This window comes from Saccharothrix hoggarensis, from assembly GCF_042678885.1.
Classification (GTDB): Bacteria; Actinomycetota; Actinomycetes; order Mycobacteriales; family Pseudonocardiaceae; genus Actinosynnema; species Actinosynnema hoggarensis.
Window position 1 is genome coordinate 1 of sequence record NZ_JBHTLK010000173.1, and the last position, 15,239, is coordinate 15,239.

At 71.4% G+C, this 15,239-nt stretch carries 13 protein-coding genes and 2 pseudogenes; 13 read left to right on the top strand and 2 right to left on the bottom strand.

The window, feature by feature from the left end; genetic code table 11:
• The 4 genes and pseudogenes from ACFQ3T_RS26275 to ACFQ3T_RS26290 all read left to right on the top strand — a co-directional run.
• A partial coding sequence (locus ACFQ3T_RS26275) for a thioester reductase domain-containing protein (protein WP_380726927.1) occupies nt 1–2,863 on the top strand: 2,863 nt, incomplete at its 5' end.
• The gene (locus ACFQ3T_RS26280) at nt 2,860–4,449 is read left to right on the top strand and encodes an acyl-CoA carboxylase subunit beta (protein WP_380726929.1); all 1,590 of its coding nucleotides are present in this window, start codon (nt 2,860–2,862) and stop codon (nt 4,447–4,449) included. The genes ACFQ3T_RS26275 and ACFQ3T_RS26280, both read left to right, overlap by 4 nt.
• The gene (locus tag ACFQ3T_RS26285; protein ID WP_380726931.1) at nt 4,446–4,634 is read left to right on the top strand and encodes an acyl-CoA carboxylase epsilon subunit; all 189 of its coding nucleotides are present in this window, start codon (nt 4,446–4,448) and stop codon (nt 4,632–4,634) included. The genes ACFQ3T_RS26280 and ACFQ3T_RS26285 overlap by 4 nt, the downstream gene beginning before the upstream one ends.
• Before the next feature lie 342 nt (nt 4,635–4,976).
• A pseudogene (locus tag ACFQ3T_RS26290) lies at nt 4,977–5,045 on the top strand (hypothetical protein); the annotation flags it as partial.
• Nucleotides 5,046–5,603: 558 nt separating this feature from the next.
• Here ACFQ3T_RS26290 and ACFQ3T_RS26295 read toward each other — a convergent pair.
• Both ACFQ3T_RS26295 and ACFQ3T_RS26300 read right to left on the bottom strand, forming a co-directional pair.
• Nucleotides 5,604–5,909, bottom strand: a complete 306-nt coding sequence (locus tag ACFQ3T_RS26295) for an ANTAR domain-containing protein (RefSeq protein ID WP_380726933.1) — start codon at nt 5,907–5,909, stop codon at nt 5,604–5,606.
• Between the two features lie 175 nt (nt 5,910–6,084).
• Nucleotides 6,085–6,516, bottom strand: a complete 432-nt coding sequence (locus ACFQ3T_RS26300) for an ATP-binding protein (RefSeq protein WP_380726935.1) — start codon at nt 6,514–6,516, stop codon at nt 6,085–6,087.
• A 483-nt stretch (nt 6,517–6,999) separates the two neighbouring features.
• Between ACFQ3T_RS26300 and ACFQ3T_RS26305 the strand changes: the two genes are divergently transcribed.
• The 9 genes and pseudogenes from ACFQ3T_RS26305 to ACFQ3T_RS26345 all read left to right on the top strand — a co-directional run.
• The gene (locus ACFQ3T_RS26305) at nt 7,000–7,716 is read left to right on the top strand and encodes an ANTAR domain-containing protein (RefSeq protein WP_380726940.1); all 717 of its coding nucleotides are present in this window, start codon (nt 7,000–7,002) and stop codon (nt 7,714–7,716) included.
• A gap of 869 nt (nt 7,717–8,585) precedes the next feature.
• A complete protein-coding gene (locus tag ACFQ3T_RS26310) occupies nt 8,586–9,014 on the top strand; it encodes an ATP-binding protein (protein WP_380726942.1) in 429 nt (142 codons plus the stop codon).
• A 105-nt stretch (nt 9,015–9,119) separates the two neighbouring features.
• Nucleotides 9,120–9,488 (top strand): annotated as a pseudogene (locus ACFQ3T_RS26315) (M20/M25/M40 family metallo-hydrolase); the annotation flags it as partial.
• Nucleotides 9,489–9,624: 136 nt separating this feature from the next.
• Complete coding sequence (locus tag ACFQ3T_RS26320) at nt 9,625–10,032, top strand: peptidase dimerization domain-containing protein (protein WP_380726944.1); 408 nt, start codon at nt 9,625–9,627, stop codon at nt 10,030–10,032.
• Between the two features lie 177 nt (nt 10,033–10,209).
• Nucleotides 10,210–10,362, top strand: a complete 153-nt coding sequence (locus ACFQ3T_RS26325) for a hypothetical protein (protein WP_380726946.1) — start codon at nt 10,210–10,212, stop codon at nt 10,360–10,362.
• A 1,124-nt stretch (nt 10,363–11,486) separates the two neighbouring features.
• Nucleotides 11,487–11,918: a DUF6292 family protein gene (locus tag ACFQ3T_RS26330; RefSeq protein WP_380726948.1), complete on the top strand. Its 432-nt coding sequence runs from the start codon at nt 11,487–11,489 to the stop codon at nt 11,916–11,918.
• Between the two features lie 376 nt (nt 11,919–12,294).
• Nucleotides 12,295–14,058 (top strand): aa3-type cytochrome oxidase subunit I, encoded by a 1,764-nt coding sequence (gene ctaD, locus ACFQ3T_RS26335; RefSeq protein WP_380726950.1) that lies wholly within the window; start codon nt 12,295–12,297, stop codon nt 14,056–14,058.
• A 20-nt stretch (nt 14,059–14,078) separates the two neighbouring features.
• A complete protein-coding gene (locus ACFQ3T_RS26340) occupies nt 14,079–14,345 on the top strand; it encodes a DUF3040 domain-containing protein (protein WP_380726952.1) in 267 nt (88 codons plus the stop codon).
• 211 nt (nt 14,346–14,556) lie between these two features.
• Nucleotides 14,557–15,239 (top strand): inositol monophosphatase family protein (locus ACFQ3T_RS26345; protein WP_380726954.1); only part of this gene is annotated, 683 nt, incomplete at its 3' end.

Sequence of the window (15,239 nt, forward strand, 5' to 3'; positions counted from 1 at the left end):
GCTGGCTCGGCCCCGCGCGGCCGACGTCCTGGCGCGGGCCCGCGTGCGCGGCCAGGACGCCCTGTTCCGGGTGGTGTGGCGGCCGGTGTCGCTGCCCGGGCGCGCGGTGCGCTGGGGCGTGCTGGAGTCCGGCCCGTTCGACGTGGACGTGCTCGACCCGCAGCGGTTCACCGACCCGGCCGCCGCAGCGGACCCGGACAAGCCCGTGGACGCCGTCCTCGCCCCGTTCGCGTCCGCCCCCGGTGCGGATACCGTCGCCTCCGCGCACGAGGTGGCGGCGCGCGCCCTCGACGTGCTGCGCCGCTGGCTGGCCGACGACCGGCTCACCGGCACGCCGCTGGTCGTGCTGACCAGCGGCGCCACCGCGCCCACCCCGGCGCTCGTCGACCTCGGCGCGGTGGCGGTGTGTGGTCTGGTGCGCTCCGCCCAGTCCGAGGCGCCGGGCCGGGTCGTGCTGGTCGACGCGGACGACGACCAGGCGTCGCTGGAGGCGTTGGGCGGCGTGGTGAACGCCGGCGAGCCGCAGTTGGCCGTGCGCGGCGGGCGCCTGTTCGTGCCGAGGCTGGATCGGACGCCGGCACCGGCAGCCGACCCGGTGTGGGACCCGGCCGGCACTGTCCTGATCACCGGCGGCACCGGGTCGCTGGGCGCGACGTTCGCGCGGCACCTGGTCGCCGAGCACGGCGTGTCACGGTTGCTGCTCACCAGTCGGCGCGGCCTGGACAGCGCCGGCGCGACCGCGCTGGTCGACGACCTGACCGGCCTCGGCGCGGACGTGACCGTGGCGGCGTGCGACGTGGCCGACCGGGCTGCGCTGGCAGCGCTGCTCGACGCCCACCCGGTGACGGCCGTCCTGCACACCGCGGGTGTCGCCGATGACGGGCTGCTGGCCTCGATGACGCCGGAGCGGCTCTCGGCCGTGCTGCGGCCCAAGGTCGACGCCGCCTGGCACCTGCACGAGCTGACCCGCGACCGCGAGCTGACCGCCTTCGTGCTGTTCTCCTCGGTCGCGGGCGTGATCGGCGGTCCCGGCCAGTCCAACTACGCCGCCGCCAACACGTTCCTCGACGCGCTCGCCGAGCACCGCGCCGCCCTCGGCCTGCCCGCGACGTCCGTCGCGTGGGGCCTGTGGGAGCAGGAGGGCGGCATCAGCGGCCACTTGGACGAAACCGACCGCAGACGCATCGCCCGCGGCGGCTTCCTGCCGATCGCACAGGACGTCGGCCCCGCGCTGCTCGACCGCGCGCTGGGGACCGGCACACCGGCGGTCGTCGCAACGCCGCTGGACCTGGCCGCACTCCGCGGGCAGGGCATGTCGCCGCTGCTGTCCGGGCTGGTCCGCACCCCGCCGCGCGCGACCGCTCGCAACGACGAGACCGCCGACACCGCGCTGGCCGACACGCTTCACGGCTTGGCGGAGGACGAGCAGCGGCTGTTCCTGGTCGACGTCGTGCTCACCGAGACCGCCGCGGTGCTCGGCCACGCCTCACCGGAGCGCATCGGTCCCGACCAGGCGTTCGGCGACCTGGGCTTCGACTCGCTGGTGTCGGTCGAGCTGCGCAACCGGCTCGCCGCGCGGTGCGCCACCGCGCTGCCGCCCACGCTGGTGTTCGACCACCCCTCACCCGCCGCGCTCGCCGCGTTCCTGCACACCCAGCTCCTCCCGTCCCGCGACCGGGCGGACCGCGAGGACTACACCGCGGACGTGGTGCTGGACGACGACATCCGCCCCGTCGAGCCGGTGGTGACCGTCGTCGACGACCCGCAGCACGTCTTCCTCACCGGCGCCACCGGCTTCCTCGGCGCCTTCCTGCTGCGGGACCTGCTGCGCACCACGAAGGCGACCGTGCACTGCCTGGTCCGCGCCGCCGACGACATCGACGGCCTGCGCCGCGTGCGGGAGAACCTGGAGTACTACCGCGTGTGGGACGAGGTCGACCCGAGCCGCCTCGTCGTGCGCACCGGCGACCTGGCGCAGCCGCGCCTCGGGTTGGGGGAGGAGCTGTTCGACGAGTTGGCACGCACGGTCGACGTCGTCTACCACGCAGGCGCGACCGTGCACTGGCTGAGGCCGTACGGCGACCTCAAGGAGGCCAACGTCGGCGGGACCCGGGAGGTGCTGCGGCTGGCCGCCCGGCACCGCACCGTACCGGTGCACCACGTCTCCACCGTCGGCGTCTTCGCCGGCGCGAACCCGCACGGCGCGGCGCTGCGGACCAGCGCCCCGACCGGGCCCGCCGAGGCCCTGCCCAGCGGCTACCTGCGCACCAAGTGGGTGTCCGAGCAGGTCGTCGGGTTGGCCCGGGACCGCGGCATCCCGGTATCGGTGTACCGGGTCGACGTCATCTCCGGCGACCAGGCGAACGGCGCGTGCCAAACGCGCGACTTCGTGTGGCTCAGCCTCAAGGGCATCATCCAGGCGGGCTCGGCCCCCGCGGGCGTCGGTGGCTACTTCCACCTCGTGCCGGTGGACTACGTCAGCTCGGCGATCGTCGAGCTGTCCCGCCGGGCGTCGGGTCGCACGTTCCACCTCTACAACGAGCACCGGGTGGAACTGCCGGACCTGGTGCGCCGTCTGCGGTCCCTCGGCTACACCATCGCGGACCGCGACCCCGACCAGTGGTTCGCCGCCGTCGCCGCCGACCGCGACAACGCGCTCGTCCCGCTGCTCGACGCCTTCCGGATGATGACCGCCGACAGCGCGTCCTTCTACCCACCCATCGACGTCACCGACACCGCGGTCGCGCTCGACGGGAGCGGCATCGACTGCCCGACCGTGACCGAGGAGCTGTTCCGCGCCTACGTGAAGTTCTTCATCGAAGCCGGCCACTTCCCACCACCTGCACAGATCGAGGGAGCATGACGATCACCAACGACGCTTCCACTTCCACCGACCGCACCGATCTGCGGTCACGGGTGACCGAACTGCGAGCGATGAAGGAGTCGGCCAGGCTCGGGCCGTCGCCCAAGGCGACCGACGCGCAGCGGTCACGCGGCAAGCTGACCGTGCACGAGCGGCTGAACCTGCTGTTCGACCCGGGTACGTTCCGGGAGGTCGAGCAGTTGCGCAGGCACCGGGCGACCGGCTTCGGGCTGGAGGAGCGCAAGCCGCACACGGACGGCGTGGTCACCGGGTGGGGCAAGGTGCACGGGCGCACCGTGTACGTCTACGCCCACGACTTCCGCATCTTCGGCGGGTCGCTGGGCGAGGCGCACGCCGAGAAGATCCACAAGGTGATGGACCTCGCCGAGGCGGCGGGCGCGCCGATCGTCGCGCTGTCGGACGGCGCGGGCGCCCGCATCCAGGAAGGCGTCACGGCGTTGGCCGGGTACGGTGGCATCTTCCGCCGCAACGTCCGCGCCTCCGGGGTGATCCCGCAGATCAGCGTGATGCTCGGGCCGTGCGCGGGCGGCGCGACGTACTCCCCGGCGCTGACGGACTTCGTGTTCATGGTGCGCGACATCTCGCAGATGTACATCACCGGACCCGACGTCGTGCAGGCGGTCACCGGCGAGCGGATCAGCCATGACCAACTGGGCGGTGCGGAGGTGCACGGCACCGTCTCCGGCGCGGCGCAGTTCGTCTACGACACCGAGCAGGAGTGCCTCGAGGACGTCCGCCACCTCATCTCGCTGCTTCCGTCGAACAACCGGGAGCCTGCCCCGGCGGTGGCGTCGTCCGACCCGCGGGACCGCGCCAACAACCGACTGCTGGACTTGGTGCCCGCGGACTCCACCCGCGCCTACGACATGCGGGCGGTCATCGAGGAGGTCGTCGACGACGGCGACTTGTTCGAGGTCCACGCCGGCTGGGCCACCAACATCGTCTGCGGGTTCGCCCGGCTGGATGGGCACGTGGTCGGCATCGTGGCCAACCAGCCCGCCTCGCTGGCGGGTGTGCTGGACATCCACGCCTCCGAGAAGGCGGCCCGGTTCGTGCAGAACTGCGACGCGTTCTCGATCCCTCTGGTGACGCTGGTGGACGTGCCGGGTTTCCTGCCCGGCAGCGATCAAGAGCACGGCGGCATCATCCGGCACGGCGCGAAGCTGCTGTACGCGTATTGCAACGCGACCGTACCCCGCATTCAAGTGATCGTCCGCAAGGCGTACGGCGGCGCGTACATCGTCATGGACTCCCGGTCGATCGGCTGCGACCTGTCCTACGCCTGGCCGATCAACGAGGTGGCGGTGATGGGCGCGGAGGGCGCGGCGAACGTGGTGTTCCGCCGCGAGATCGCTGCGGCCCCCGATCCGAAGGTGGCCCGAGCGCAGCGCATCAAGGAGTACCAGCAGCAGCTGATGCACCCCTACTACGCGGCCGAGCGCGGCCTGGTGGATGACGTCATCGACCCGGCCGACACCCGTGCCGTGCTCATCGACGGACTGGAGGCGCTGCGCGCCAAGCACGCATCCCTGCCTTCTCGCAAGCACGGGAACCAGCCGGTATGACCCCGTTCCTGAAGGTGCTCAAGGGCGAGCCCACCGAAGAGGAGCTGGCGGCCGTGACGGTGGCCCTGCTCGCCGCGACCGCTCCTCCCGTGCAGGAGCAGGCGCCTAGGCCGCGGCAGAGGCTCCACTGGCACCGGCTCGGCGAGCCGTACGCGGCGCCGACCGCCTGGACCACACGGCTGTGACATCGGACGATGATCCGGTGCACGTCGACGTCCCAGCCTTCCTGCCTGCGCGGGGCGCCGATCCGTTGCGGGAGCGCGGTGGCATTGCGGTGCTGGACGAGGCGGCATGCCGCGGCCACTGGCCGGCCGCAGAGCTCATGCGTGCCTGGATTGAGCGGGAGGGCCGGGGAGTCGATCAGCATCATCTCCCGCCAGATCGGCAAGCCACCCGGCTCGGTGTTCACCGTCCTCAAACATCACGGAGGGATCGCTCCCGAGCCCCGCAGGGACCGCGTCGGAAGCCTGACCATGGTCGAGCGGGAGGAGATCTCACGGCCGGCTGTGTGCCGGTGATTCTGCAATGCGATCGCCGCGTTGCTGGAACGTGCGGTGTCGACGATCAGCCGCGAGGTCAACAAGAACGTCAAATAGATGATTCGTAACCCTAGGCGGAATTACGCTCCTGACCCCGTAGGTCTTCGTAAGTCAGTCAAAGGTCGCGCTCGCCGGAGCGCCTGGTGGGTCGGTGCCTGCTGTGACCGGTGCTGCGGTGGTGGCGTCGCTGAGCGGTGACGGTGCCGAGGTGGTGTGCGGTCGGGATGGTGTCGAAATCCGCGAGAACGGGTTTGACCTGGTTCCGCCGTTCGGTGGAGCAGGGCTGGGTGTCGTTGGTGCAAGCCCGTCGTCGGGTGGGTGTGCGTGCAGGGGAATCGCTTCGGTTCGACGACTGTGCGTGGTGATCGGCTGGGTGTGTGCGATTGCGTGGGGTAGGAGCGAGCTCGCTGGCTGTGTCGATCGGTGAAGCGTGGGTCGGGGTGGTGTCCGGGCGCCTGGTGGCGGTGGTTGGTCTAGGATCCGGTGTGTGAGTTCTCCGGCGGCCCGCTCACTCGAGCCCGACCGGTCGCTGCGACTCCATGCGACCGCGGGTTTCGCAGAGGTCAAGGCGGGAAGCGATCAAGGAGCCATCGGTCGGGCAGTGTGGGTCGCGCGTCATCCGATCGACTCCCCCAGTACGGAGCGACGGATCTCCGCCAACACCGCCTGAACGGTGTCGCGGTCGGGCAGGGGCGGCTGCTCCCGACTACCGGACGCCACGATGATGCCGGCCACGTCGTGCAGTTTGATGTTGGTGTGCTGGGAGATCTCGCGCAACGCGTCGAACGCCTCAGCCGCCGTCCAGCCACGCACGAGCATGAGCATGCCCTTGGCCTGCTCGATCACCGGCTGCGTGGACAGCGCTTCCCGCAGTTGATCGATCTGTGCTGACGGGTCGACCGACTTCTCACGCGACCTCACCGCTCGATCGCACCCGAAGGAGCGTCACCCCGCCAACCGTGCCCACCCGCTCGGGGCTCCTGGGATCAACCGACTTCCAGCCGGTGATCGTGCCGGCGTCGCAGAGGCAGTGGGGCAGGGCCGGCAGGGTTCTCCCCAGCCGTGAGCTGCGGGTACACGGTCGAACGCAAAGAGTTCAGCCGTTGCCCGCGCAGGGGGTCCAGCCTTCCTGGTCACAGGAGACGGTTGCCCATACGGTCTTGCCGCCGCCGGGCAGAGGGGAGACGCCCCATTTCCAGGACAGCTTGTCCACCATGATCAGGCCCCGGCCGCGGGTGTCGGCGATCCGGGAGCGTCCGACCACCGGCTGCTCCGGCGAGGTGTCGTCGACTTCGATCCGCACCCGGCACGGCACTCGGCCGCGGCGCAGGCGGACGCCGTAGGGGCTGCTGCCGTGCTCGTAGGCGTTGGTCAACAACTCGGTGCTGATCAGCAACACCGTCTGCAGGTGGTCTTCGTCCAGGTCGGCCAGCGCGGTGGCCGTCCACTGCCGGACCTGCACCAGGGGAGGCATCTGCTCGGTCGTCAAGCCCAGGACCAGCGGCTCGGGATCGTTCTCGCTGCTCACTCGGGGACCGCCTCACGGTTCCGCCCTGGGGTTTCAAGGCGCACCGGTCAGCCCGGCGCCCCACCGTAGACCCAGGCGGGCACACGACCAACCGGCGCCACCGTCGGCGCAGGGGCGTCGCCCCACACCGCCACAGTGGCGACCGCCGCGACGAGAAGTCCGAGCTCGGACCCGCCGGTAGCCGGCCTGAGGCGGCCCTGACAGGAGCAGCCCCGACCAGCCCGTCGCGCTCAACGCCCTGCGCTGCCGAACCAGTACCCCGACCGGCGGCACGAGCACCCACCCGACCGGTGGCAGCGTCCCCCTGCCGTCCGTGAGCGCGGTCGTGTGACGATGTCGTCGCTGGTGGAAGAGGACGCCGGGTGTGGCACCGTGGGAGGATGCAGGCGGAACCCGGCCTGCCACGTGCCGTCGCGGTCCCGTCTTACCGGCCGGTATTCGTGCCCGGCACGTGCAGGTCCGGCGGTCGTGAAGGGAACGGGTTTGGCCAATCAACGCGCACTGGACACGCTTCGCGTCGACCCGGTCTTCCGCGCCACGGCCGCGCCGTACCTGATCCTGGACCCGGAGCTGCGCATCCGCGCCGCCAACCCCGCCTACCAGCAGGCCACCCTCACCACGGAGGAGGACTTGCGGGGCGCCTACCTGTTCGACGTCTTCCCCGACGACCCGGCCAACCCCGAAGCCGACGGCCGGGCCAACCTGAGCACGTCCCTCCAGCAGGTGCTCCACAGCAAGCAGCGGCACTACATGGGCATCCAGCGCTACGACGTGCCCGACCCGGCCGACCGCACGCGTTTCGTGAGGAAGGTGTGGAGCCCGCTGAACATGCCGATCCTCGGCCAGGACCGGCGGGTGATCGGCATCATCCACCACGTCGAGGACATCACCGACCTCTGCGCGGCACCGGAGATCGACGCCCTCGACGGGCAGTGGCAACACCCGCGGCAGCTGCGCAGCCTCACCACGGCGCTGGCACGACTGCGCCGGACGCACCGCGCCCTGCTCACCGAGAACGACCAGCTCCGTCAGGCCGTACCCCGCCGGGAAGTCATCGAACAGGCCAAGGGCATCCTCATGGGCCAGCGCCACTGCACCGCCGACGAAGCCTTCGCCATCCTGGTCGGCCTCTCCCAGGACACCAACACCAAGCTCCACCACGTCGCCCAGGCCTTGATCGACGACACCATCGCTCGATAGCCGGCTGCCGGCCGAACCAGGTGTCCGCACCACCCGTCCGCGACCGGTTCGCCGTCTGCGGCGCGGCAGACCGCCTGCCCAGCCGCCCTTACCAGTGGGCGTGAGGATCCCTCGGTCCCCAAGAAGACGATCGTGTGGGTCGGTCCCGGTCACTGCCGCGGGACCGGAGATGCGGTCTGCCGCAGGGTGCGCCGGCGTCATGGAGGTGGCGCACGACCTCGGCGTAGGAGTCGCGCATGGTCGCCTTGCTGCAAGGGGATGCCGCGCCGTGCGCAGAAGTCCTCGGCAATGGGCTGGGCGCGGTGCGGGTCGGGGGCGGGGCACGTGCGGGATCAGGTGGTGCTTGACCTGGTGGTTGAGCCCGCCCAGCAAGGCGTTCCTGTTCTTCGCGCTCCCGCCGGCCGAAGCGGTCGTGCCGCCGATCTCCAGTCCGCAGGCCGTGTGGCGGCCCGAGGTCGGCCGCCCGTGGCCGGAGGCCGCGTTGCAGGTCGGCCCGCCTCCTCGACCTCACGGGTCGGACGCGCGAAGTCACTGCCCGGTCTGGAACCGGGAACGCGCGTGGCGGGATCGGACAACGAGGTCATGGGATGCCTTCCAGGCGAGAGAGTGCTCCCGGACGCGGTCCGCCGGCGGACCGCGTCCAACCCAGGGAGGCGTTCCGACACCGCGCGTCCAAGGGTGGACACGCACAGTCGACGCGGGCGGCACGTTGGCGACCCAAGGACCCCGACCGTCACACCAACCCCGGCCACCCGTGTCGCGGAGGTGACGACCACGCGGCGACGACCGTCAGCCGGAACGGAGCAACCCCGCCGGGTATACGGCGCCGTATCTGTGCCTTGTGAGGTCACAGGCATCGAGGGCGTGCAGTGAACACTGTCGATCTTCCGCGCGAGAGCGTCGAGCTCGACCTTCCCGACAGTCGCCCACCCACGGCGGCCCTGATGGGACTGGCCGCCGGCATGGCGGCCGAGGCCGGTGACGATCGGCTCGTGGACGTCCAGGTCGTCGCCGCGCAATTGGTCGACAACACCTATCGGCATGCCCGGGCACCGCGGCGGTTGCGGATGTGCCGGTTGCCCGACCGCGATCTCGTGCGGATCGAGGTGGGCGACGGCAGCCCGAGCCGGCTACCGGTTCTCGGGAGGTTGGCCGCGCCCGAACACGGTCGCGGCTTGCTGGTGGTCAACCGGCTGTCGGTCAACTGGGGACATGGACGTGACGCCGACCGGAAGACCGTCTGGGCCGAGGTCCGTTTGGTCTGCGCGGCTACCTGGCCGACCACGGCGACCGGGTAGTGGAGGAGCTGATCGGGTGGGTGCGCCTGCGCTCGGTCGCGGGGGAGTCCGAGCACGACGTCGACCTGACCCGGTCAGCGAAGTGGCTGGCCGGGGCGCTGCGCGATGTCGGTTTCCCAGTGGTGCAGGAGTTGGGGGGCGACGAGGTGGCCCGCGGTCTACGCGGAGTGGTGCGAGGCGCCCGGCGCGCCGACGGTGCTGGTCTACAGCCACCACGACGTGCGCGCCGCCAAGGACGGGCAGTGGGAGGAGACACCGCCGTTCGAGCCGACCCTGCGCGACGGCCGCCTGTACGGGCGGGGGACCTCCGACGCCAAGGGGCAGGTGGTGGCCCACCTGTGGGGTGTCCGGGCGCACCTGGCCGCCACCGGTCGCACCGCCCCGGCGGTGAACCTCAAGTTCCTGGTCGAGGGGGAGGAGGAGGCCGGGTCGCCGCACTTCGCCCAGGTGATCGAGGAGCACCGCGACCGGCTCGACGCCGACCTGGTGGTGTTCTCCGACACCCCGCTGTGGCGGGCCGACCACCCCGCCATCTGCACCGGCGTGCGGGGCATGCTCACCGCGCACCTGGAGGTGCGCGGCCCGCTGCGCGAACGTGCACAGCGGCGCGGTGTCGGGACCGGCCCCCAACCCCGTGCTGGACCTGTCCGGGCTGCTGGCGCGGCTGCACGACGAGAAGGACCGCGTCACCCTGCCCGAGTTCTACGACGACGTGGTCGAGGCCTCCGAGCGCACCAGGGCCGACCTGGACGCGTTGCCGTTCAGCGACGACGACTGGCTGGCCAGGTCGGAGACCCGCAGCATCGGCGGCGAGGTGGGGTACACGGTGCTGGAACGGCTGTGGGCCCGGCCGGCGGTCGAGGTGCTGACCGTGGTCGCGGGCGACCCGGTCGGACCACCGACGGGCGCGATCCCGGCGGTCGCGGCCGCCGACCTGAGCATCCGCACCGTGCCGGACCAGACGGTCGCCGCCGTGGCCGGGGCAGTTGCGGCGCTGGGTCGCGGACAACATCGGTGACGACGTCGACTACGAGCTGACCGTCGCGGAGGAAGCCGGTCAGGGAGCCGTACCGCACCCCGGAGGACCACCCCGCGCTCGACGCGCTCGCGGCCGCCGTGCACGAGGGGTTCGACACACCGCCGGGCCGGATGGGCAACGCCGGCGGCGGGCCCGCCGAACTGCTGGCCCCGCGCCTTGGACGTGCCGGTGGTGTTCTTCGGCACCGGTCTGCCCGAGGACCGGTGGCACGACAGCGACGAACGGGTGTCGGTCGACGTGCTGCTCGCCGGAGCCGCCACCCTGGCGCACCTGTGGCCACGACTCGCCGCGCCGCGCGAGCGCCGCTGACCGCTCCGGCACCACCGCGCACCAGGACCGGACGGGCCGACGCGGTACCAGCCACAGGGCGCGGTGGACGGCCGGGGCCGGCCGGTCGACCCGCGGTCGGTCGTGCTGCTGATGACCGAGCTCGGCAGGTCTGCGGGTCCACCGCGCAGCACCCCGATTCCGGCGCCGGGGTGCCGGGCGGGTGCGTGCCGGCACAGCCGGAGAAGAAGCGGCCTCCGGTCGCCCTGGGGGGAGGTGCGGCCGGAGGCGGGCAGCCCCGGGCCGCGCTGGGGGGGAGGCAAGCGGCCGGGGGCGGGTCGAGGGGATAGGGGTCGGTACGGCGGTCGCCTCTCGGCGAGTGGCTCGACGCGGCTCCAGCCGAACGGTGTTCCGCGAAGGCGTTGTTGGTGAGGCCCGGGGGACACGGACCGCACCGACCACTCCGTACAACGGCACCGCGCACCCCCGGTGTTCCCTGTCCGGAGTGCCCTCCGTCACCCCGCGCACCCGTGGTCGATCCGGTGGCCGCGCCGGCCCGATGTCGAGCGCACGACACCGACCGGCCAGGACGGCTGCCCGGCCGACGACAGCCCGGCGGGTCGACGCCCAGCGGGGTACGACGCCGCCTGGCACCCCAACCCGGACGTGCGAGCCCACGGGGACCGGCGGCACTGCACCGAGGACGAGCCGATCAGGCGTTGTACCGGCGGTGGATTCGCGCCACGGACCGGTCGACCGGGGCTTGGCGCGGGTATCCGACCGGCACCTGACCAGCAGGCGACGGGTGGTCGCACCGATCGCGACCGATGTGCTTCGACTGCTCCGGCCGCGTCGGCGGGCCGACCGGACCGTCCCCGCCCTGGGCACCGCGAACACCGCCCGACGGTCAGGTCGATGCGCGGATTGGCGCGGTCACGGTGATGACGCGGGTCGTGGGCCGTGTGGCGCCGCACCCGTCGGTGCGAGCACGAACGGGCACCCCCTCACTGCCGAGCGGCGCCGAAGGTCGGGCGGCGACGTTCCGACGTCACCCACCCGGTGCGTCACCCGGATGGGTGGTTTCGTCGCCCTGTGCGGGGTACTGAACCAGTGCGTCAAGAAGCCGGCGCGTTCACTCGATGGTTGAGCGAAGGCGGCGACGCACGATGACATCGCAGTTCAGCGATTTCCTGGTCAGGGCGCTGCGCGGCTACGCGCGGTCGGTCACCCACGAGTTGGGGCTCACCTCTGATCGCTCGTACGTGCAGGCCGAAGGGTCCGCGACCGTGTTCCTGGAACTGGACCGCAGGCTTCCGGCCTTCCCGGACCGCGGGGCAGCCCTGTTGTGGGACCAGCACACCGGCTGGGCGGTGGCGGTGGAGACGCACAGCGGCGAGGACCTGATCGTGCAGGCGTGGTTCGGCTCGGACGTCCTTCCCGGGCCGCGGGCGGTGGCCCGCTGGGTCGATGTGCTGCTGCACGGCGCAGGGCATCCCGATGCCGGGTACGGGTCGACCGGCCAGGCGCAGGCCGACCTGACCCGCCGGTTGGTGCCGTACGCCACCGCGCCGCTGACCGCGCTGTCCCGGGCCGCATGAGGTGCCGGGCGACGTCGACCGCCGGGGCGGTTGTCGTGCCGGTGACCGAGGAAGCCCGGGCGACGTGCCGGGTGCGCCCGGTCCACCGAGTCGGGTGCACTCCGGCAGCGGGTTCGCGGGGGACCACGTCGGTCGACACCACCGGGAGCCGCGGCGGTGCTGAACTCGACCCGGCGGTGGCCCGCTCGTCGGGAGTGGAACTCGTCGTGGGCGCGTCGGTTCGGTGCGGGCAGGTGGATCGCGGACAACGACGTGTGAGCGGGCCGGAACGGGGTAGTCGGGCGCGTCGCCGGCGGTCCGATTTCCAGTGCGGAGTGTGGAAGCGGTCGGTGGCGCCGGTAGGCCCGTGCACCGCCCCTGTGAGTCGAGGATGGTCATGACGACGCTCAAACCGACCCCGATCGTCCCCCGAGAGGCCGCCCGGCCCCGTCTCAAAGGATCGGCGCTGCTGCGTCTGTTCCGCACCACCGATCACAAGATGATCGGGCTGATGTACCTGACCACGTCGTTCGCGTTCTTCCTGGCCGGCGGGCTAATGGCGTTGCTGATGCGCGGCGAGTTGGCGCGTCCGGGGATGCAGTTCCTGTCCAACGAGCAGTACAACCAGCTGTTCACCATGCACGGCACGGTGATGCTGCTGCTGTACGCGACCCCGATCGTGTTCGGGTTCGCCAACTTCATCCTGCCGTTGCAGATCGGCTCGCCGGACGTGGCGTTCCCGCGGCTCAACGCGTTGTCGTACTGGCTGTACCTGTTCGGCGGCCTGATCGCGGTCAGCTCGTTCCTCACGCCCGCCGGCGCGCCGGACTTCGGCTGGACCGCCTACACACCGCTGTCCAGCGCGATCCACAGCCCCGGCGTGGGCGCCGACCTGTGGATCTCCGGCCTGGTCGTGGGCGGCCTCGGCACGATCCTCGGCGCGGTCAACATGATCACCACGGTGATCTGCCTGCGCGCGCCGGGCATGACCATGTTCCGGATGCCGATCTTCACCTGGAACATCCTCATCACCTCGATCTTGGTGCTGGTGGCGTTCCCGATCCTGACCGCCGCCCTGCTCGGCCTGCTGGCCGACCGGCACCTGGGCGCGCACGTGTTCGACCCGGCCAACGGCGGGGTCATCCTGTGGCAGCACCTGTTCTGGTTCTTCGGCCACCCCGAGGTCTACATCATCGCACTGCCGTTCTTCGGCATCGTCTCGGAGATCTTCCCGGTGTTTTCCCGCAAGCCGATCTTCGGCTACAAGGGCCTGGTGTACGCCACGATCGCGATCGCGCTGTACTCGGTGATCGTGTGGGCGCACCACATGTACGCCACCGGCGCGGTGCTGCTGCTGTTCTTCGCCGCGTCCACGTTCATCATCGCCATCCCGACCGGCATCAAGTTCTTCAACTGGATCGGCACCATGTGGAAGGGGCAGCTGACGTTCGAGTCACCGATGCTGTTCAGCGTCGGGTTCCTGGTGACGTTCCTGTTCGGCGGCCTGTCCGGCATCCTGCTCGCCTCGCCGCCGATCGACTTCCACGTCACCGACACCTACTTCGTCGTGGCCCACTTCCACTACGTGTTGTTCGGCACGATCGTGTTCGCCACCTACGCGGGCATCTACTTCTGGTTCCCCAAGATGACCGGCCGCATGCTGGACGAGAAGCTGGGGAAGATCCACTTTTGGACCACGTTCATCGGCTTCCACCTGACCTTCCTGGTGCACCACTGGCTGGGCAACCAGGGCATGCCGCGCCGCTACGCCGACTACCTCCAGAGCGACCAGTTCACCGGTCTCAACACCATCTCCACCATCGGCTCGTTCGTCCTGGGCGCCTCGACCCTGCCGTTCATCTGGAACGTCTTCCGCAGCTACCGCTACGGCGAACCCGCCGGCCGCGACGACCCGTGGGGCTTCGGCAACTCGCTGGAATGGGCCACCAGCTGCCCGCCACCGCGGCACAACTTCACCGAACTGCCCCGCATCCGCTCCGAACGACCCGCGTTCGAGCTGCACTACCCGCACATGGTCGAACGGATGCGCGCCGAATCCCACTACTCCGTGCTCAACCGGGACCAGGACGACACCGGCGTCGACCCAATCACGGAGAAGTACCTCGCCCCGACCGACCGCGACACCAAGCACGACGACTGATGTCGCGGGAAGGAGGACCGGTGACCCGGTACGAACGCCGCCAACTCCGCAGGATCGAACGCCGGCTCGAGACCACCGACCCGCTCCTGGCCCGCGCGCTCTCCGGTCGGCCGACGATCCCGCGCCCCGCGCACCGCACCTCGACCAGGGCGTGGGCGGCGCTGCTCGGCATCGCGCTGGTGGTCGGCGGAGCAGCCGTCCACCTGCCGCTGGCCTTCGCGGGCTGCCTGCTGCTCATGACCGCGGCCTGCCTGCATGTCACACGCCCACGACCGACCGCACCATAGGACTTGCCCGGCGCCCCCTCGGGCAAGGGTTCGCCCGTCGCGGGTGGGGTATTCCAGGGTCGATCGGACCGCGGTGATCGTGTCGTCCGATCGGTTCCTCGGTAGGTCGGTGGAGCAGGCGCCGGCCCCACCACCACGGTGGCTGGGCGCGCCTGTGGCGGCCCGGTCACCCCGTCGCTCGACCGGCGGGCCGACCACTCCAGGACCCCACATGACCGACACATCACCGACCTCACGCCACGGCGCTCTCGACCTCGACGAGCTACTGAACGTCGCCCGCACCGCCGCACGGGCGGGAGGCCGCACCGCCGCCTTTTGGCGCCACCGCGCGCACCGCCTGTTCCGCGAGGACGACACCGCGCTCCACGTCCTGATCGACGAAGCGCGCCACGAAGCCGACCGGTCCATCCGGGCGGTCCTGAACAGGCAGCGGCCCAACGACGGTGTCCTCGGTCGGGAGGGGAGCACCGCGGGGTACACCGACGTGCGGTGGATCGTCGACCCGATCGGCGGGGGCGTCGACTACCTCTACGAACGGCCGGACTGGGCGGTCGGCGTGGCCGCCGCCGCGCCCGGTGGCACGCTGCTGGTCGGGGTGGTGTCCGAGCCGGCGGTGGGCGTGCTGACCGAGGCCCGGTTGGGCGGCGGCACCGTGGCCAACGAGGACCCCGTTCCCCTGCTGGGCAAGCGCGACCTGGCCCGCGCCCTGGTCGAGATGGCCCCCGACGGACGCACCGCTTCAGCGGGCCGCACGGTGAACGCCCTCGTGGCACGCGTCGGCGGGCTCCGGCGCGGGGGCAGCACCGCCGCGGCGCTGGCCCGCGTCGCCGGCGGCCGCTCGGACGCGCTGTGGGCTCCTGACCTGAAACCCTGGGACTGCGCTGCGGGTGTGCT

Coding starts and splice junctions, on each gene's coding strand:
- ACFQ3T_RS26280 (WP_380726929.1), top strand. CDS start 2,860: ATGACGATCACCAACGACGCTTCCACTTCCACCGACCGCACCGATCTG.
- ACFQ3T_RS26285 (WP_380726931.1), top strand. CDS start 4,446: ATGACCCCGTTCCTGAAGGTGCTCAAGGGCGAGCCCACCGAAGAGGAG.
- ctaD (WP_380726950.1), top strand. CDS start 12,295: ATGACGACGCTCAAACCGACCCCGATCGTCCCCCGAGAGGCCGCCCGG.
- ACFQ3T_RS26330 (WP_380726948.1), top strand. CDS start 11,487: ATGACATCGCAGTTCAGCGATTTCCTGGTCAGGGCGCTGCGCGGCTAC.